Genomic DNA, 19,249 nt, shown 5'->3' with positions numbered 1-19,249 from the left:
TCAAAGCTTAAGTGCTCACGCTTATCGGCTGTGAAGATTGACAGACTCAGGGGTCTGTAGCTCAGTCGGTTAGAGCACCGTCTTGATAAGGCGGGGGTCGTTGGTTCGAATCCAACCAGACCCACCATTGTCTGCGGTGTGGCTGAAGCATGAACCCGAGTCCGATAAGTCTGTGCCTGGGGGCATAGCTCAGCTGGGAGAGCACCTGCTTTGCAAGCAGGGGGTCGTCGGTTCGATCCCGTCTGCCTCCACCATCCCCGCCCTCGTTGGCGCTTTAGCGCTTACGAGGGGGCGATCCCCGAAGGGGGAATCATCAATGGGAAGTGTTTGAGCGAGAGCGGCAAGGTTCTCGCGCGAGTCGAATATTTGTCATTGGCGATTGAGCCAGTCAGTGCGATGTAGTTATCGACTGTCGATCTTTAACAATCTGGAAGAAGTAGTAATGGATATTGGAAGCGTCTATGAGATGGACGTGGAAGATATCAGGGTAGTGATTGTATCAGTATGAAAAGTGATCGAAAGTTCACTTGGAATACGGCAAACGCGAGAACTCAAACCTGTAACGATGTGTGTCGAGCCCCGTAAGGGATGAGACGCTCTCGTTATAGGGTCAAGCGAACAAGTGCATGTGGTGGATGCCTTGGCGATCACAGGCGATGAAGGACGCGGTAGCCTGCGAAAAGCCCCGGGGAGCTGGCAAACGAGCTTTGATCCGGGGATGTCCGAATGGGGAAACCCACTCCGTATGGAGTATCCGTAGCTGAATACATAGGCTACGAGAGGCGAACGCGGTGAACTGAAACATCTAAGTAACCGCAGGAACAGAAATCAACCGAGATTCCCAGAGTAGTGGCGAGCGAAATGGGAAGAGCCTGTACGAGTTAGCTGTGCTGTTAGCTGAACGCTCTGGAAAGTGCGGCCATAGCGGGTGATAGCCCCGTAAGCGAAAACAGTGTGGTGGGACTAGGCGTACGACAAGTAGGGCGGGACACGTGAAATCCTGTCTGAAGATGGGGGGACCATCCTCCAAGGCTAAATACTCGTGATCGACCGATAGTGAACCAGTACCGTGAGGGAAAGGCGAAAAGAACCCCGGGAGGGGAGTGAAATAGATCCTGAAACCGCATGCATACAAACAGTCGGAGCCCCGCTTTAAGCGCTTTCGGCGCATTCATGAAATGAATGCGTCAAAAGACGCTCAAGCTTGAAATAGCAAGCTGTGCGCTTAAAGTGGATTTAAGCGCGAGAGCGCTTAAAGCGGGGTGACGGCGTACCTTTTGTATAATGGGTCAGCGACTTACGTTCAGTAGCAAGCTTAACCGATTAGGGCAGGCGTAGCGAAAGCGAGTCCGAATAGGGCGTTCAGTTGCTGGGCGTAGACCCGAAACCAGATGATCTATCCATGGCCAGGTTGAAGGTGCGGTAACACGTACTGGAGGACCGAACCCACTAACGTTGAAAAGTTAGGGGATGAGCTGTGGATAGGGGTGAAAGGCTAAACAAATCTGGAAATAGCTGGTTCTCTCCGAAAACTATTTAGGTAGTGCCTCGTGTATCACCTTCGGGGGTAGAGCACTGTCATGGTTGAAGGGTCCATTGCGGATTACTTCGCCATAGCAAACTCCGAATACCGAAGAGTGCAATCACGGGAGACAGACATCGGGTGCTAACGTCCGGTGTCAAGAGGGAAACAACCCAGACCGCCAGCTAAGGTCCCTAAATATGGCTAAGTGGGAAACGAAGTGGGAAGGCTAAAACAGTCAGGAGGTTGGCTTAGAAGCAGCCACCCTTTAAAGAAAGCGTAATAGCTCACTGATCGAGTCGTCCTGCGCGGAAGATGTAACGGGGCTAAGCCATATACCGAAGCTGCGGATGCGTGTACTCCTTCAAGTGCACCAAGCTTGTCGCCACGTCAGTGGCGACAAAGCGCTCAACAATGATCGTTGGGTGTAATGCAAGGTGGATTTGAAGGAGTACACGCATGGTAGGAGAGCGTTCTGTAAGCCTGCGAAGGTGTCTCGGAAGGGATGCTGGAGGTATCAGAAGTGCGAATGCTGACATGAGTAGCGATAAAGGGGGTGAAAGGCCCCCTCGCCGTAAGCCCAAGGTTTCCTACGCAACGTTCATCGGCGTAGGGTGAGTCGGCCCCTAAGGCGAGGCAGAAATGCGTAGCTGATGGGAAGCAGGTCAATATTCCTGCACCATTGTGAGATGCGATGGGGGGACGGATCGCGGAAGGTTGTCCGGGTGTTGGACGTCCCGGTCGCTGCATTGGAGAAGGCGCTTAGGCAAATCCGGGCGCGTAATTCAAGGGTGTGGCGCGAGCGGCTTTAAGCTGCGAAGCAATCGGAAGGGGTCCCAAGAAAAGCCTCTAAGCTTCAGTCTCATGATGACCGTACCGCAAACCGACACAGGTGGGCGAGATGAGTATTCTAAGGCGCTTGAGAGAACTCGGGAGAAGGAACTCGGCAAATTGGTACCGTAACTTCGGGATAAGGTACGCCCTGGTAGCTTGACTGGCTTGCGCCAGAAGGGTGAAGGGGTTGCAATAAACTGGTGGCTGCGACTGTTTAATAAAAACACAGCACTCTGCAAACACGAAAGTGGACGTATAGGGTGTGACGCCTGCCCGGTGCCGGAAGATTAAATGATGGGGTGCAAGCTCTTGATTGAAGTCCCGGTAAACGGCGGCCGTAACTATAACGGTCCTAAGGTAGCGAAATTCCTTGTCGGGTAAGTTCCGACCTGCACGAATGGCGTAACGATGGCCACACTGTCTCCTCCCGAGACTCAGCGAAGTTGAAGTGTTTGTGATGATGCAATCTCCCCGCGGCTAGACGGAAAGACCCCATGAACCTTTACTGTAGCTTTGCATTGGACTTTGAACCGATCTGTGTAGGATAGGTGGGAGGCTATGAAAGCAGGACGCTAGTCTTGCTGGAGCCGTCCTTGAAATACCACCCTGGTTTGTTTGAGGTTCTAACCTTGGGCCCTGAATCGGGCTCGGGGACAGTGCATGGTAGGCAGTTTGACTGGGGCGGTCTCCTCCCAAAGCGTAACGGAGGAGTACGAAGGTACGCTAGGTACGGTCGGAAATCGTGCTGATAGTGCAATGGCATAAGCGTGCTTAACTGCGAGACCGACAAGTCGAGCAGGTGCGAAAGCAGGTCATAGTGATCCGGTGGTTCTGTATGGAAGGGCCATCGCTCAACGGATAAAAGGTACTCTGGGGATAACAGGCTGATACCGCCCAAGAGTTCATATCGACGGCGGTGTTTGGCACCTCGATGTCGGCTCATCTCATCCTGGGGCTGTAGCCGGTCCCAAGGGTATGGCTGTTCGCCATTTAAAGAGGTACGTGAGCTGGGTTTAAAACGTCGTGAGACAGTTTGGTCCCTATCTGCCGTGGGCGTTGGATATTTGAAGGGGGCTGCTCCTAGTACGAGAGGACCGGAGTGGACGAACCTCTGGTGTACCGGTTGTCACGCCAGTGGCATCGCCGGGTAGCTATGTTCGGAAGAGATAACCGCTGAAAGCATCTAAGCGGGAAACTCGCCTTAAGATGAGATATCCCCGGGGACTTGATCCCCTTGAAGGGTCGTTCGAGACCAGGACGTTGATAGGTCGGGTGTGTACACGCAGTAATGCGTTCAGCTAACCGATACTAATTGCCCGTACGGCTTGATCCTATAACCGGAGCGTTTTATATGCCCAGGTTGTGATCCGCGCCTTGCCCTAGTGAACTCCTCACTAGCGATACGTCACTACCCCCCATTACACCCCCACTTCTTCCCAGATTGGCTGTGCAGCCCAAGCCGCACAGCAACAAGTCATGCCTGATGACCATAGCGAGTCGGCCCCACCCCTTCCCATCCCGAACAGGACCGTGAAACGACTCCACGCCGATGATAGTGCGGATTGCCCGTGTGAAAGTAGGTAATCGTCAGGCTCCCTCTGCCAGGCAGAGTGCGCACCTCAGTGCCTACTCTGACCTACGCAACGTGCATAAAACCCCCGGCTCGCGACAAGCAGACCGGGGGTTTTTGCTTTGGGCGCCCGACCGCGGTCGCTGGCATCGGGAAGCCCGCCCCTTCTGCAGCCTTGACCATTCACACGTGGCGCCGCCGCACTGTGACGCCGCCGTTTATTGTCGGTTTTCAACCGCCGTTCACAGCGCCGGCCCGATGATCGATGTCTCGGCATTCTTGATATCGAGCTCGAACCGAAACCATGTATGACTTGGCGAAATAGGAGTAGCGTCGGTGAGCTTTGCGGTACCTCGCACATTTTTCGCCATTTTTTCGCGTCGGGACGCGGCCACACCGAAGCGCGTGATCAAGAATCCAATCTCGTTTTCAGAACGCCAATTCCCCGATTGCGCGGCAGCCGGCCGCGTTTGCAAGAGGAGCAGAAGCAGTGAGTCGAATCTACCGCAGCGGCGGCAGCGAATGGAGCGGAGCCCCTTCGAGTTCGCCGAGCGCGCCGGCGACATCCCCGAGGGAGGAACGATCGACACGAAGCCGGCGCAGCGGTATTTCGAGCCTCATCGACAATCTGTCGTCATGGGCACTCGGGTCCTCCTCGCGCCAGAGCGGCCGCAGCAGCGCGTCGGCGCCGTCGAACCGTACGGTGACGCCCCGCGATACGGCATCGATGGCATCGGCTGCTTCGGTACTCAGCGACATGAGCGAGGCATCTGTCAGCTCGGATGGGTCGAGCTATTCGGCCGCGAGCCGCCGCACGTCGCGTGCTCCGGGGGAGAGCCTCGGGTTGGGCTCGCACTATGAAGAGTTGGGCCGACACACCGGGCGTTCACGGCCAGTGCCGACGACAAGCCAACGCGCGTCGTCGTCTTCCAATCGGGTCGACTTCTCTGCCCAGGGTGTTGAATCGCAAACCATCTCCGGGCGCGGTCAATCGCTGAGGACTACCGGGCTGGATCTATGCACCGGCGTCGCCGTCGGAGGAGTACGCCGGGGCTCTGATGGCAGTGTCATCTCCTCTTCGGCCTCCGTGTTCCATTTGCTGCCCGGTGTGCGCAAGCCAGGGTTGGACGTCGCCCGGAAAATCAACTCACTGCGTTCGGAAGGCTACGAGGTCGATGCGTATGTGACCGGTGGCGACAGCACTTCGCACGCTGGCATGCAGCAGCGGGAAGCCATGGAAGCCATGCTGCAGGGTATGGACGTGCCCTATGGATCAGGCCCGCCCTCCGCCGGGGCATATGCCAAATATTCTCAATACCTCTCGGCAGAGATTCAGGACGACGGGCAGGTCAGCTACCGTCGGGGCGTGGATCGATGAGCGGATCGCTTCGCTGAAACGCGCCAGTGCGAGATGTTGAGGGAAGCCGTTAAAACGCATGGAACTGCCACGCTGGCGCGAGAGCGAGGACTTACGCAGTTTTCTGGCCGGCTTCGAACGACAACTTCCGTTGCGCAAAGCCTCTCGGATCGCCGATAACAGAGCTATCGTCAACGGCATCATGAACGCAACCGGCGGCGTCACTGGCGACATCGCAGCCCTGCTGTCGCGGGCGGCCGAGGCGGCGATCCGCTCCAAAACCGAATGCATCACACTCGGTAAGCGCCCCAGTGCTTCGGGCGGTGGCGACGAAAATGTCGCCTTCGGGGTGTCTGTGGCGAGGCTTACGAGCGACGAATATGAAGCTAGCTTGTCGAACGTCGACGACATTGAAGAAGATGTGCTGCCCGCCAGTTCGGGGGTATGTTTCTCAGTGCTTGCCGCGTTTCGATCATCACCCGAAGTTGCGCCTGAGGCGCCGAGCGGCCCCGCGCGATTCATTTAATTTCCAGGACTTTGGGAATGCTGCCGGTCAGCCGCAACGGCGAACCATGCATCCCTACCAATGGCAGTACTCCTCGCTATGCCGGCTGTGCTGCCACCAACCGGATGCGCGTGATCTCGGACGGCGCACCCAGACGCTTCGGCGGGCCCCAGTATCCCGTGCCCCGGCTCGTGTAAATCCATAAATCGTCGATTCGTGCCAAACCGGCCGTAAAAGGCTGCTGAAATCGGACGAAGAAGTTCCACGGGAAAAACTGTCCTCCATGGGTATGGCCGGAAAGCTGCAACGTATAGCCCGCCTCGACAGCTGCGAGTGCAGTCCGCGGCTGGTGTGCGAGCAGTATGCGGACACGCGCTTCATCGGGTGCGTGCCTGACTGCCCCGGCAGGATCGCTGCGATGCGAGTCGTTGAAATTGCCGGCCGAGTAGTCAGTGACGCCTGCCATGACAAACGACGCACCGTTGTGCTCGACCACAACATGCTCGTTCATCAGTACGCGTAGACCCAGCCGTCGGAACTCGGCGATCCATTCGTCGGCACCCGAATAATATTCGTGGTTGCCAGTTACCAGAAAAGCGCCATGCCGGGCCTTTAAACGGCCGAGTGGCCGCGTATGTTCGCCGAGCTGCACCACGCTGCCGTCGACAACATCTCCCGTTACAGCGATGACATCGGCTTGCAGCCGGTTCACTTCGGTGACGATAGCGTCGACGTACGATTGTTTGATCGTCGGGCCAACGTGTATATCGCTGATCTGAACGATGGTTAACCCATCCAACTCGGGCGGCAAGTCGGCGATCGGTATATCGACGTTCGCTACCTTCGCCCTGCGTCGCGCATTGATGAACCCGATCGCCGTCGAGATCATTGCCAGCAGAGGCACGCCCACTGCCGAATCGACGCGCCATCGATCGAGCGAGACGGTGCGCGGCAGCAGCGAATCGATCGTCAGCAGAGATGCAATCGACAAATCGCGCACAAACGTGATGACAAGCAGCGACGAAAAAAATCCCATTACGAGCAATCCGATCCAGGCCAGGCGATCGGCGAGCGGCTGGCGCTGCACGAAATATCGCGCCAGTACGCCCAGAGGTATCAGAAGGCAGGACAAGACGAGCCAGACGACCGCAGCTGCCTTTACAGGCGTGCCGAACGGCCACTCGGGAATGAGTCTGGAACCAACGTAGATATGCAGCAGGATGCCGACACCGATTACTCGAATCAGAAAACTGGAACGGCGCATGGAAAGGGCAACCTCCGCAGGAATGCTGCGCATTCTACCGACCTGCCGGATTATCTGCTCGGCGCCGATCGAACGCCTTCGGCCGGTTTCGACGCTGTGCGTTGCACATCGCGCACTTGGCGGGATCGTTTGTTCTCCTAATCGATCTAATGCAATGACTTCATGATTCGAGCCCTGCGCCATCGGGCGCTACCGACAGGGGAGGAGAATGATGAAGACGATGAAATGGCTTCATCTACAGTCGAGCCAGCGGCATCATATCGGGTACGAAGGCAGCCATGTCATGCTGCCGCTCGTGGTGCTCTCCCTGATGGCGTTAGGCGTGTATTACCTTGTGCGCCGCATCGATTTGCTCGAAATCGCGCGCACGACCCTGTTCGATGTGGCGATGGTATTCGTGGCCCTGGGGATTGCGGGGCTTTTCGGAGTCGCCGGGGCTTGGCTGCGCTCCGGAACGGATGCCGAAAGCGAGCGCTTTTGCTTCGTCGGAGCGTTGATCGGCGCGATCGTCTTCTATCTCGCGGTGCTGATTGCGCCGTAATACACCGCTGTGGCATGAGCCGATTGGTGAAAGCTGTCCCCGGCGCACCGGTAATCCCCCCGCTTTTAACGCGAGGCAGAAGTAGAAGCTATGCTGCGGCCATGAGCCGCTGTTTCGGCGTCATGCCGCCCAGGCCCATGTTAGGGCGCTCGTGATTGTATTGCCACATCCATTCCGTCGCGAAGTGCTGCACGTGCGCGAGGTCGTCCCAGTAGTACTGCGATAGCCATTCATAGCGCACCGTACGATTGAATCGCTCCACGTAGGCGTTCTGCTGCGGCTTGCCCGGCTGGATGTAGTTCAACGCTATGCCATGCTTGGCTGCCCATTGCGTGATTGCGTCGCTCAGGTACTCCGGGCCGTTATCGCACCGTATCGCCATCGGCTTTCCCCGCCAGTCAATGATCTGCTCCAAGGCGCGGATGACGCGCGCAGATGGCAACGAGAAGTCGATCTCGATTCCCAATGCCTCGCGGTTGAAGTCGTCGATCACGTTGAACAGCCGGATACTTCGGCCATCCTTCAACTGGTCGTGCATAAAATCCATCGACCACACCGCATTCATCGACGCCGGAACGATCAACGGCTCCGGTGCCTGCCGTACGAGCCGCTTGCGCGGCTTGATGCGCAGGTTCAACTCCAGTTCCCGGTAAATCCGGTACACGCGCTTATGGTTCCAGCCGAAGCCCTTCACGTTGCGCAGGTACAGGAAACACAGCCCAAAGCCCCAGTTGCGATGATTGTGGGTCAGCCGTAGCAGCCAGTCGGCAATCTGCTCGTTCTCCGCACTGCGCTGCCGCTCATAGCGGTAGCACGTCTGGCTTATGCCAAATGCCTCGCATGCAAGCCGTATCGACACACCCCGGCTCGCTACTGCTTCTCTGGCCATCTCGCGGCGGGTAGATGGCCTCAGTCTTTTTTTGCTAGCGCCTCCGCGACGATCTCCGCCTTGAGCTTCTCTTCGACGTACATCTTGCGCAGTCGCGCGTTCTCCGCTTCCAGCTCCTTCATCTTGGCCATCAGCGGCACGTCCATCCCGCCGTACTTGCCGCGCCAGTTGTAGAAGGTCGCCGTGCTAATGCCCAGCTCCCGGCAAATCTCCGGTACCGCCACGCCAGCTTCCGCGCGCTTGAGCGCCTCCATGATCTGGCTATCCGTGAACTTCGACTTCTTCATTGCGTAGAACTCCCTTTGCTGGAAATTCTACTTCTGATCCCGCTTACTGGACGGGAGGATTACCCACCGGGCGCCGGGTATTCAGGCCGCCTCAGGCGATTCGCGCTATTTCGTCGAAGGCGAGGCGCGGAAGGCGCGCGCGCAGCTTGCTGTGATCGCCGTAGCCCAGATTGATCAGGAAATTCGATTTGATCGTCGTGCCGGCAAAGAACGCTTCATCGACCTTGGCTGGCTGGAAGCCGGACATCGGCCCGGCATCGAGACCGAGCGCCCGCGCCGCAATGATCAAGTAGGCGCCCTGGAGAGATGCGTTGCGAAATGCCGTCGAGTGGATCATGCCGTCGTTACCGTCGAACCAGCCGCGCACGTCGGAATGTGGATAAAGCTTCGGCAGGTGTTCGTAAAATGCCATATCCATTGCTGCGATGACCGTCACCGGAGCTGCCATCGTTTTTTCGATGTTCGCCTCGGACAGCGCGGGCCGAAGCTTTTCCTTCGCTTCGGGACTCTTGACGAATACGAAGCGGGCGGGGCTCGAATTGAAGGACGTTGGGCCCAGAACCGTCAACTCGACGATCTGTTTCAGGAGCGCGTCGTCCACCGGCTTCGGCAGCCAGGCGCTATGGGTGCGGGCGGTACGGAACATCTGGTCGAGGGCTTCGTTGGACACTGTCATGATCGAAAGAAAAGTCGGAAGGGTTGGGTAGGGGTGTAGCGAGCAATCATAACCGCGGTCGGCGGACCGCGTGAGCGCGGCGCTTTGCCGGCGCCTCGCCTCGCCGTTGCATACGCGAATGAACCGATATTGACGAAGCCTCTGTCCGCCCTTAGCGTGGGAAAACGACAAGCCAGACCGGTCGGCGCCGCGCCCGGAAATCGTTTGAAGCGAGGACCTTTTGAATCGTCTGCATCAATCAATGCTTCCCGGGGTGGCCGAGTTGCCCGAGCCGGAAGTCGACTGGTATCCGGATTGGCTTTGCGCGGCCACGGCAGTGGATATGCTCGAACGCTTGAAGGAAGAGGTCGTCTGGAAACAGGACTCGATCGGCACACCTGGAGGCGTAAAGCTATTGCCCCGGCTGACCGCATGGCAGGGGGAGCCGGGTGCGGTCTATGTCTATTCGGGGATCCGGAACGACCCGCTGCCCTGGTCCTCGAGCGTACGGATGCTCAGGGACCTGGCTGAGGAGGCGACAGGCGCGCGATTCAACAGCGTACTGTTGAATCGTTACCGCAGCGGCAATGACAGTATGGGATGGCATGCCGATCGGGAACCCGAACTAGGCGCCACGCCGGTGATCGCATCGGTGAGCTTGGGGGCGACTCGCCGCTTCGATTTGCGGCACAACCAGACCGGCGTCGTCCGAACCTTCGAATTGACGAGCGGCAGCCTTCTCGTGATGCGCGGCAGCACGCAGGCTCAGTGGCGGCATCGCGTTCCCAAGGCGCCAACCGTGCAAGGCGAGCGCATCAATCTGACGTTTCGCTGGGTGATCTGACGTTTCGCTGGGTGTCGTCGCAATAGCGAACTTTTAATAGAAATTTAAAAAGTTTATGCGCATAACGTCGTGGCACACCGCGATCGCTAAGGCGGATCCGGCGAGCCGCTCGTGAGGAAGCGAAAAAAACTCGCCGTACGGCGAGTTTTTTCAATCCATGTTGCGTCGCGTCAATTCGGGAAGACGCTGTTCTCGGGGAGCACGGACCGCTTTTCGACGGCCTGTAGCCGCCATAAGCCCCCGGTGGACGCGGGTTTTGTTGCGCAGAGCCACTGTGCAGCGCCTTGCGCCGCCGCTACGCGCTCGTCGCGGTCCACGTGGAGTCCGCTCAGCGTGCAAACAGGCGTCGAGGTCTGAGGCGCACAGAGTTTCGTGACGCCGTCCTCGTCACGCATATCCCCCCAGGCGGGCAAGTCGATCCCGTCATGCGACTCTCTCGACCAGACGTGCTCGTTGGTGTCGAGCCACAGCACCGCATAGTCGTGATTGACGGTGGGGTCGGGACCGTTGATCAGAATCGTGAGTCTCATCGAAAATCGCTCCTGACAAAACGTTTCGCCCCGCCGGGCGCGCACCGCGATTCGCTCGGCGAGGCCGCATCGGGTTTGAATCTAGTTGAGAACTACACTTTAGGAAAAATAAAAGGCGGCCGCTACTGGATCTGCATCGCGACGCGGGTCATCCTTGACGGGCAAGGCCCAGGCGTTCGAGCGTGAGTGGGTCGAATTCGCCGCCGAAATACTTCGACAACGCTTGCAGGAATTCGGCGTTGTCTGGCGTGGCGTGTGCGAAGAGTGTCATCGACGACCGGAATTTGACGTCGTCGGGGTCGCCGAAGATCTGGTCGATCGAGCGGCCCTCTGTTTCGTTGACCCATCGCGTGCATTCTTTGAGCCGAGGGCCGAGCAGGGGATGGTTCACATATGCGCGAGCTTCATCGAGCGACGCAATCGCGAAGCGCTGCGCCATGGCGCTCTTACCCAATCCGGCGATCTGCGGAAACACGAACCACATCCAGTGCGTGCGTTTGCGGCCAGAGCGCAGCTCAGTGCTGACCTGCTCGTAGACAGGTGCCTGCGCATCGACGAACCGCTGTAAGTCGTATGCTGCATCTTGCGCATCGCTCATTTCGCCTTCCCTCCTGCCCTTGCATTGGCACTGGCGCGGCCCGACACCTACTGCCGCTCAGAATACGCTCCATTGGCCGCGAAAAAGCGCCGCCACCCACTCGGGGTTCGAGGGCCAGTAGCCGTGCATGTAGGTCGCAAAAATCAGGCCGTGAGCGAATATCCGTTCGCCCGGTTCGTCGGACGACGCTCGTCGACTGTGTGCAATGGGTAGGAGCGGCGTATCGAGGTGCGAATAATGGAACGTATGGCCTGTCGTGGTGCCATGCGGCGTCGCGATCTGCTCCATGCCCAGCGCCGCGAGTCGCGTTTGCATCGTTGCATGTCCGGGGAGAAGGCCCAGCATCGGATGGCGGGTGCCTGCGGTGTCCGTCAGACTTTCCACCAGATAAAGCATGCCGCCGCATTCGGCAACCAGCGGCTTTTGTGCGGTTACATGCGCTCGGATCGAATGGGCTGTTTCGGCGTTCGTCGCGAGCTTGGCAGCATGGAGCTCGGGGTAGCCTCCCGGAAGATACAGCGCATCGACCCCCGGCGGGACAGGCTCGTCGGCCAGCGGGGAGAAGTAGCTCACACGGGCACCGAGCGCGGCGATGAGCGCAACGTTCGCCGGATAGATAAATGAAAAGGCGGCGTCCCGCGCGATCGCAATGTGCAAGCCGGCCAGCAAGGCGGGCGGGACATAGGCTGCTTCGGCCTGAAATTCGACGGGTGGCGGCAGTTCGGCCAGCGCCGTCTGCGATAACGCGTCCGCCGCTCTCTCGATGCGTGTCTCGATGCCTGCGATTTCGTCGGCTTGATGCAGTCCGAGGTGTCTGGACGGCAAGCCGATCTCCTCGGAAGGCGCCACGTAGCCGAGCCAGCGAAGGTCGCGCGGCAGAGCCTCTTCGAGCATCGCGGCGTGACGCGCGGAGCCGACATGATTGGCGAGCACGCCAAAAAACGGGACGTCCGGGCGATAGCGGGCGAGGCCGAACGCGACCGCTCCGAACGTCTGTGCCATGGCTTTGGCCGAGATGACGGCGGCGACGGGCACGCCGAACTTCGCGGCGAGGTCTGCGCTGCTCGGCGTGCCATCGAAAAGGCCCATCACGCCTTCGATCAGCAGCAGATCCGAGCGTTCCGCCGCCTCGGCAAGCAGGCGGCGGCACTCGCGCTCGCCGACCATCCACAGATCGAGCGAAAACACCGGGGCTCCGCTTGCACGCGCGAGAATCATCGGGTCGAGGAAGTCGGGTCCGGCTTTGAAGACCGTCACGCGCCGCCCCTGCCGGCGGTGCATTCGCGCAAGCCCCGCGGTCATCGTGGTCTTGCCTTGGCCGGACGCCGGTGCGCTGATGAACAGGGCGGGGCATGCGGGCATCGTCAGAACTCCACGCCGCGTTGCGCCTTCACGCCCTGTTCGCGATACGGATGTTTGACGAGGCGCATCTCGGTGACGAGATCGGCAGCGTCGATCAGTGCATCGGGTGCGTGGCGGCCGGTCACGACCACATGCAGCATCGGCTCTCGCGCTTGCAGTACGCCCAGGACCTCCTCCAACGGCAGATAGTCATACTTGAGGACAGTGTTGAGTTCGTCGAGTATGACCATTCGATATTCGCCACTTCGAATCATGCGGACCGCCTCGTCCCAACCCTTGCGAGCGGTCGCCATATCGGCGTCGCGGTTTTGTGTGTTCCAGGTGTAGCCGTCGCCCATGGTGACGAAGTCGCATTGCGGATGGCTGCCAAGGAAATCGCGTTCGGAAGTGTGAAGGGCGCCCTTGATGAACTGGACGACGCCGATTCGCTCGGCGTGTCCGAGCATACGCACCGCCATACCGAACGCGGCCGTGCTCTTGCCCTTGCCGTTGCCGGTATGGACGATCAAGAGCCCTTTTTCGTGGGTGGCGGCGGCTTGCTTTTTCTCGTGGCCTTCGCGACGGCGTTGCGTCATGCGTTGATGCGAATCGGTATCGGTCTTCATCTGAGTCTCTCTGAGTGGTGTCATTCAGGCGCTGCTGCAATGGCGACAGTGACGTCGCCGTACGCCTGCTTTGCCGCGACGAGACGGCCGCCCGGGACTGCGAGGAGCGCGCACGGCTCGCAGACGCCGCGGGTGCCGACATGCGCATGAACGAGCGGCGAGCGATCTAGCGCGTCGTGCTCGTCGAGGAAGCGCTCGATTGCTTCGATCGAAAACGTAACGAGGGCAATGCCATGGCGAGTCGCGAATGCCAGCAGCGCAGGCTCGCTGGCTTTCGATGCGACCGTGGCAATGCGCTCAACGTTGTCCAGGCGCAGCCCGCTCAGTGCGGCCGCCACGGCGGATTCGATCTGTTCGACGGTGACGCCGCGCCGGCAGCCGACGCCCAGCGCTAGCGTGGCTCGCGAAGGGGGAGGGGCGCACGATGCATCTGTCATGTTGGCTTTGGCCCCTGCGTGCGGTGCCTGAGTGTGGCGGTGCTGAACGAACGGCGCACGCTCGCGCGCAAACCGTCGAACGAGAATTGGACGAACGCCGGCAGCGGCGCGGCCATAAGATAGCACACGCAATACTGCCGGCGAGCCTGCGCGAGAGCGCGCCGATTGCACGCGCTAGAGCGACCCCTTCTTCCGCACACTGAAAGTTTAGCGCTCGCTGCCAGCGAAACGGGCGATTGTCAATAATTGTCATTTTTTCGCCAAGCGGGCCCAAAACTTTAGACAGACTATTGCGAACATCGAGTTGTTCCGACAGAATGCCGAACAGATGACGTATGGCGCTATGAATCAATAGCGCCCCAAAAAATAACAATGACCAGCGACATAGGAGACCATCCCCATGTCGAAAACGAGAACAATACGGGCTGCACTTTCCTTGGGCAGGAATGCAAATGGGCATGGTGGATAACAACGGGTGGTGCAAACGTTTGCCTCGACGCGGTGCAAGTGCCGATGGCGTCCTCATTTCTTCGTTCGGCATTGGGTTGCGAGCTCCGCAGCGCGACGCTCCGCCTTAAATCCTGTTTTCGACGTTCGTCCCTCGACCCTCTGGATGCTGATCGATCCGGGGTAAGGCGACCTTTTTTCATATTGCATCATATTCGCCGCGTGGTGAGGAAGGGAATTTCTTTAACTAAAATCCCCGACTCTCGAATCGCAATTACTGGCCGGCGCATGTACGTTCCCTCTCACGGGTTAAGCGTCAGTCGAGTAATTAGTTATCCTAACTAAGTGGCGGTATTTGTCGGCGCGTGTCTACCCGATGGCTCCTTCGACACAAAGCTGTCATGAACCCATGGCGTGGCACGAAATAGTTCGCAAGGCGCGTTGTTTTAACGCTAGATAGAGCTTTTTGTTCTTATTTCCCATCTAATGACGGCCGCATGGCGGAACAAAAATGAACAAGTCATATAAGACGATTTGGAACGAGGCGCTGGGCGCCTGGGTCGCTGCATCGGAGTTGGACAAGTCGTGCGGCAAGGGGAAGACGGGAGCCGGGGCGGCCCTATGCGACGGCGGCAGCGATCGTCGCGGTGAGCGCGACGCTCCTATCCAGCACCGTTCGCATCTACGGGTACTGGTCGCGCTGCTTTTGACAGGCTTAGGTGGATGGGCTGCGCAAGCGCAGGCTCAAGTGAGCTGCTCCGCGTCTCCCTACAATTTCAGTGGCTCCGCTTCGTGCATGGGTTCGGCGTCCATAGCTTCTGGAGGCGGAGCCACTGCGGTAGGTTATGGCGCCAACGCTACAGGAATCAATCCCACGGCGGTCGGCTTTCAAGCTATCGCCACTGCTACCAACGCGATTTACCTGGGTGCGCGCAGTGCCGCCGGTACAGGCGCAACCGCGGAGTCGGCGATCGCCATCGGTACGGATGTCAAAGCTAACGGAACCAGCGCCATTGGCATGGGCGTGGACTCCGTTTCAAGTGGCAATATGTCGACGGCGGTCGGGGCATTGAGTAGCGCAACGGGAGACAACAGCGTTGCAATGGGTGCAAAGTCTACCGCTGCCGCGTCGGGTGTGGTGGCATTAGGCGCCGGAGCAGCCGGTTCGCAAATCAACGGCGTAGCCGTTGGCGCGGGAGCCTCCGCCACCGGTATCAACGCCGTCTACTTGGGTGCGCGCACCGCACCGGGTACCGGTTCGACAGGCACGTCGTCGATTGCCATTGGCACTGACGTGGCCGCTACCGGCGACTTCAGTACCGCCCTCGGCTTCCAGACGAAGGGCGGCGGATCTGCCGCTATCGCGATGGGTTACATCGCGACGAGCTCCGGGGTGCATGCCATCGCCGTGGGCTTTCAGTCCATCTCCACCGGTCTCAATTCCGTGTATCTGGGCGCGCGCAGCATCGCCGGCACGGGCGCAACGGCGGACGGGGCGGTTGCGCTCGGCACCGATGTCACGTCTTCCGGTCTTTCGTCTCTGGCCGCGGGAACGCAGGCTGTCGCGACGGCGCAGAATGCCGTGGCGTTGGGGGCGGGGTCCAATGCCAGCGGCACAAACGCAATTTCGCTCGGCTACCTGTCGGTGACGCAGGGGACTGCCTCGATCGCGATGGGTCAGGGAGCGGTCGTGGCCGGCACGGGCAGCAGCAATGCGATCGCGATCGGTTCGGTAGCCACGGCATCGGCCGTCAACGCCATGGCGATCGGCAACAGTACACAGGCGCTGGGGGCCTCGACGGTCGCTTTCGGCGATAGCACCACAGTTGCGGCTGTCGCGGGCACCGGTTCCATCGCCGGCGGACACAACTCGCGCGTGACGAGCGGAACGGGCGCCATCGCGCTCGGTGAAGCGCAGACGGCGAGCGGCAATGGCTCGGTCGCCATCGGCGATCCGGGCTCGGCGATCGGCACGGGCGCCGTGCAGGTCGGTGCGAACAATACGGCAAATGGAAACGGCGCCGTAGCCATCGGCAACAGCAACAACGCCCAGGGGCAAGGTTCGGTCGCCCTGGGCAATACTTCGAGTGCTTTGGGCGCCGGCGGCATCGCCCTCGGTTCGAGCGCGCTCGCCAGCAATACCAACGGCGTCGCGCTGGGCTCGGGCGCCGTTGCCACCAACAGCAACGATGTAGCACTGGGCGCCGGTTCCACCACGGCCGCCCCGAACCCGACACCGACCGGGACCATCGCCGGCAATTCAGTGACTTTTGCGGGCGGCAACCCCACGAGCGTCGTCAGCGTCGGGACGAGCACCGCGCCGCGGCAGGTCACCAATGTCGCGGCTGGGCAGATCACCAGTTCGAGCCTGGATGCGATCAACGGATCGCAACTCTTTGCAACTAACCAGGCGATCGGCAACGTGTCGACGACGCTGACCGGCTTGTCGTCCTCGTTCACGACGCTCAACAACCAAGCCGTCAAATACGATGTGAGCGGCGGCACGGTCAACTACACGAGTTTGACGCTGGATCCCGGCGGCGCGGCCACGCAAATACATAATGTCGCCGCAGGCACTGCCGCGACGGACGCGGTCAACGTCTCTCAACTGAACTCGGTCGTGGCCGCGAGCGCGACGCATTACTACAGCGTCAACGATGGCGGCACGCAGCAAGGCAATTTCACGAACAACGGTGCGACGGGAACCGATGCGATAGCGGCCGGCCCCAACGCAACGGCATCGGGCGCAAGCGGCGTCGCGCTAGGTTCGGGGGCGAGCGCAAGCAATACGGGTGCAGTTGCGCTGGGCAGCAATGCGCAAGCGACGGCCGCGAATTCCGTGGCGCTCGGTGCCAACTCGACGACGACGGCGAATCTCGGCCTTGCGGCATACAACCCGGGTACGGGCGTATTGGCGGGCACCGCGCCGGTCGGCGAAGTTTCCGTTGGCTCCGCAGGCAACGAGCGGCGCATCACGAACGTCGCGGCAGGCTCAGCTTCGACCGACGCCGTCAACGTCAGCCAGTTGCAATCGGTCGAATCGCAAGTCGCTCAAGCGCAAAGCAATTCGCTGCAGTGGGACCCGACGGCCAATGGCGGAACCGGTGCCTATAGTGCGGATCACGGTGGAAGCGGTCCCAACGTGATCACGAACGTTGCGCCCGGAGCGCTGAGCCCGACGAGCACCGACGCGGTCAACGGTTCGCAACTCTTTACGACGAATCAGAACGTCACGACGCTCGCGACGACGGTCAACAACATTCAGAATGGCGCGGGCATCAAGTACTTCCACGCCAATTCGACCGCGGCCGACAGTCAGGCCGTGGGCACCGACAGCGTCGCGATCGGCCCGCTCGCAGTGGCAAGCGGCTCGGACAGTCTCGCCGCGGCAAACGGCGCGCAGGCGCAGGCCGCCAACGCAATGGCGCTCGGCGCACAGTCGACCGTTTCGGTGGCGGGCGGTGTCGCGATCGGCTCGGGCTCGGTTTCCGATCGGCCGGTGAGCTCGTCACAGGGATCGATCGCGGCCGGCAGCCATGCCATCCCTTTCAACACGCAAGACGCAGTGCTGCTCGGGGCGGTCTCATTCGGTAATGCGGCGGCCGGTAGCCAGACTTACCGGCAGTTGACGAATGTGGCGGACGGCACGGGACAGAACGATGCGGTGACGGTCCGACAGCTCTCCGGCGCGCTGCAGGCGTTCTCGGTCTCGGCGACGAAATATTTCCACGCGAACTCGTCGGCGACCGACTCGCTCGCGATCGGAACGGACTCGGTCGCCGTCGGGCCGACGACAGTCGTCAATGGCGATAACGGCGTCGGCATGGGCAACGGGGCAATCGTGGGACAGAACGCTCCTGGCGGCGTGGCAATTGGCGAAGCCTCGACCTCGGGACAGGCCGATGCCATCGCGCTCGGCAGCGGTTCGACAGCGAACGGCGCTCAGTCCATCGCACAAGGCGCGCACTCGAATGCCGGCTTCGCGGGCGGCGTGGCTATCGGCTCGGGTGCGACGAGCAGCGCCGTCGATGCCCTCGCGTTGGGCTCCGGCTCGAGCGCATCGTTCGCCAATAGCGTGGCCTTGGGTGCCGGTTCGGTGACGACGGTCGGCGCGTTGAGCAGTTACATCGCCTATGGGTTGAGCACGCCGCAATCCTCGGTGGGCGAGGTGAACGTCGGCGGCCGCCAGATCACCGGCCTCGCCGCGGGCCGTCTCGGCACCGATGCGGTCAATGTCTCGCAGTTGGAGGCGGTTCAGCAGCAGTTGACCACGCTGATCACCAACAGCGGCAACTTCTCGTCGACGCCGGGCGGTTCCGGCGGCAGCACGACGCCGCCGGCGTCGACCGGGTCGAATTCTTCGGCGGGAGGCTCGGGCTCGGTAGCCTCGGGCTCGAGCAGCACGGCCGTGGGCAATAACTCTTCGGCAACGGGTAACGGCACCACGGCTGTCGGCGTCGGCGCCAGCGCGACGGGCAACGGATCGACCGCGATCGGTTCGGGCAGTAACGATGGCGGGCGTACGAACGTGGTGGCCGTGGGATCGAGCACGTCGTCGCGACAGATCATCAACGTGGCGGCCGGTACAGCGGCCACCGACGCGGTCAACGTACAGCAGCTGAACAATGCGATGTCGCAGGCCAACGCCTACACCGACAATCAGATCGCCGGGATTCGCAACAATCTCGACTCCTATCGGCGCGATGCCGACGGGGGGACAGCCACGGCGATGGCGGTCGCCGGTCTGCCGCAACCGACGGGTCCGGGCCGGAGCATGGTCGCAATCGCGGGCAGCGTCTATCGCGGGCAGTCAGGTCAGGCGCTGGGCATTTCCACGATTTCCGAGAACGACCATTGGGTTTACAAGGCGGCCGTGTCGACGAATACGCGTGGCAGCTATGGCGCCGTGGTCGGCGCCGGATATCAATGGTGATGAGTCTGGCTCGATGGGGGGCGAGGGGATGGGTGCGGCGTTGCCCGCGTTCTGGCCCGTCCCCCGTTC

The 19,249-nt window shown here is 60.4% G+C and carries 15 protein-coding genes, 2 tRNA genes and 2 rRNA genes; 9 read left to right on the top strand and 10 right to left on the bottom strand.

The features are described from left to right. Positions 1-50: 50 nt before the first annotated feature. The 4 genes from ACR9ZC_RS04055 (at position 51) to rrf (ending at position 3,949) form a co-directional block, all read left to right on the top strand. A tRNA-Ile gene (locus ACR9ZC_RS04055) sits at positions 51-127 on the top strand. Between the two features lie 51 nt (positions 128-178). Further along, positions 179-254, top strand: a tRNA-Ala gene (locus ACR9ZC_RS04050). 354 nt (positions 255-608) lie between these two features. Beyond that, positions 609-3,689 (top strand): 23S ribosomal RNA (locus tag ACR9ZC_RS04045). Positions 3,690-3,835: 146 nt separating this feature from the next. After that, positions 3,836-3,949, top strand: a 5S ribosomal RNA gene (rrf, locus tag ACR9ZC_RS04040). A gap of 219 nt (positions 3,950-4,168) precedes the next feature. Here the strand turns inward: rrf and ACR9ZC_RS04035 are convergent. Both ACR9ZC_RS04035 and ACR9ZC_RS04030 read right to left on the bottom strand, forming a co-directional pair. Beyond that, the gene (locus tag ACR9ZC_RS04035) at positions 4,169-4,339 is read right to left on the bottom strand and encodes a hypothetical protein (protein ID WP_481579226.1); all 171 of its coding nucleotides are present in this window, start codon (positions 4,337-4,339) and stop codon (positions 4,169-4,171) included. Between the two features lie 88 nt (positions 4,340-4,427). Continuing rightward, positions 4,428-4,685, bottom strand: coding sequence for a hypothetical protein (locus ACR9ZC_RS04030; protein ID WP_481579225.1), 258 nt, complete (start codon positions 4,683-4,685; stop codon positions 4,428-4,430). Between the two features lie 136 nt (positions 4,686-4,821). Between ACR9ZC_RS04030 and ACR9ZC_RS04025 the strand changes: the two genes are divergently transcribed. Both ACR9ZC_RS04025 and ACR9ZC_RS04020 read left to right on the top strand, forming a co-directional pair. After that, positions 4,822-5,304 (top strand): hypothetical protein, encoded by a 483-nt coding sequence (locus tag ACR9ZC_RS04025; RefSeq protein ID WP_481579224.1) that lies wholly within the window; start codon positions 4,822-4,824, stop codon positions 5,302-5,304. Between the two features lie 58 nt (positions 5,305-5,362). Continuing rightward, a complete protein-coding gene (locus ACR9ZC_RS04020; protein ID WP_481579223.1) occupies positions 5,363-5,809 on the top strand; it encodes a hypothetical protein in 447 nt (148 codons plus the stop codon). 76 nt (positions 5,810-5,885) lie between these two features. Here ACR9ZC_RS04020 and ACR9ZC_RS04015 read toward each other — a convergent pair whose 3' ends face one another. After that, complete coding sequence (locus ACR9ZC_RS04015) at positions 5,886-7,052, bottom strand: metallophosphoesterase (RefSeq protein ID WP_481579714.1); 1,167 nt, start codon at positions 7,050-7,052, stop codon at positions 5,886-5,888. A 211-nt stretch (positions 7,053-7,263) separates the two neighbouring features. Between ACR9ZC_RS04015 and ACR9ZC_RS04010 the strand changes: the two genes are divergently transcribed. Continuing rightward, entirely contained in the window at positions 7,264-7,593 is a 330-nt protein-coding gene (locus ACR9ZC_RS04010) for a hypothetical protein (protein ID WP_481579713.1), read from the top strand. A gap of 88 nt (positions 7,594-7,681) precedes the next feature. Here ACR9ZC_RS04010 and ACR9ZC_RS04005 read toward each other — a convergent pair. Both ACR9ZC_RS04005 and ACR9ZC_RS04000 read right to left on the bottom strand, forming a co-directional pair. Beyond that, positions 7,682-8,769 (bottom strand): IS3 family transposase gene (locus ACR9ZC_RS04005; protein WP_481579192.1). Its coding sequence is split into 2 segments (ribosomal slippage): positions 7,682-8,508 and positions 8,508-8,769, totalling 1,089 coding nucleotides; the frame shifts between segments, so codons are not numbered across the junction. Between the two features lie 91 nt (positions 8,770-8,860). Then, positions 8,861-9,445, bottom strand: coding sequence for a malonic semialdehyde reductase (locus ACR9ZC_RS04000; protein ID WP_481579222.1), 585 nt, complete (start codon positions 9,443-9,445; stop codon positions 8,861-8,863). Between the two features lie 241 nt (positions 9,446-9,686). Between ACR9ZC_RS04000 and ACR9ZC_RS03995 the strand changes: the two genes are divergently transcribed. Then, positions 9,687-10,268 carry an alpha-ketoglutarate-dependent dioxygenase AlkB family protein gene (locus tag ACR9ZC_RS03995; RefSeq protein WP_481579712.1) on the top strand — a complete coding sequence of 194 codons (582 nt, stop codon included), beginning with the start codon at positions 9,687-9,689 and terminating at the stop codon, positions 10,266-10,268. A gap of 170 nt (positions 10,269-10,438) precedes the next feature. Here the strand turns inward: ACR9ZC_RS03995 and ACR9ZC_RS03990 are convergent, their stop codons facing one another. From ACR9ZC_RS03990 to ACR9ZC_RS03970, 5 genes are all read right to left on the bottom strand, one after another. Continuing rightward, positions 10,439-10,798: a DUF3564 family protein gene (locus ACR9ZC_RS03990; protein ID WP_481579221.1), complete on the bottom strand. Its 360-nt coding sequence runs from the start codon at positions 10,796-10,798 to the stop codon at positions 10,439-10,441. A 148-nt stretch (positions 10,799-10,946) separates the two neighbouring features. Next, entirely contained in the window at positions 10,947-11,396 is a 450-nt protein-coding gene (locus ACR9ZC_RS03985; RefSeq protein WP_481579220.1) for a DUF1810 domain-containing protein, read from the bottom strand. 57 nt (positions 11,397-11,453) lie between these two features. Next, complete coding sequence (locus ACR9ZC_RS03980) at positions 11,454-12,758, bottom strand: cobyrinic acid a,c-diamide synthase CobB (protein ID WP_481579219.1); 1,305 nt, start codon at positions 12,756-12,758, stop codon at positions 11,454-11,456. A 2-nt stretch (positions 12,759-12,760) separates the two neighbouring features. Continuing rightward, the gene (gene cobO, locus ACR9ZC_RS03975) at positions 12,761-13,363 is read right to left on the bottom strand and encodes a cob(I)yrinic acid a,c-diamide adenosyltransferase (protein ID WP_481579711.1); all 603 of its coding nucleotides are present in this window, start codon (positions 13,361-13,363) and stop codon (positions 12,761-12,763) included. A gap of 20 nt (positions 13,364-13,383) precedes the next feature. Then, positions 13,384-13,800: a cobalamin biosynthesis protein gene (locus ACR9ZC_RS03970; RefSeq protein ID WP_481579218.1), complete on the bottom strand. Its 417-nt coding sequence runs from the start codon at positions 13,798-13,800 to the stop codon at positions 13,384-13,386. Between the two features lie 958 nt (positions 13,801-14,758). Between ACR9ZC_RS03970 and ACR9ZC_RS03965 the strand changes: the two genes are divergently transcribed. After that, a complete protein-coding gene (locus ACR9ZC_RS03965) occupies positions 14,759-19,180 on the top strand; it encodes a YadA-like family protein (RefSeq protein WP_481579217.1) in 4,422 nt (1,473 codons plus the stop codon). The last annotated feature ends 69 nt before the right edge of the window (positions 19,181-19,249 follow it).

The organism is Trinickia sp. HAY1-2D, from assembly GCF_056754935.1.
Note: the sequence above shows the minus strand (reverse complement) of the source record. Positions and strands in the feature narration are given on the sequence as shown.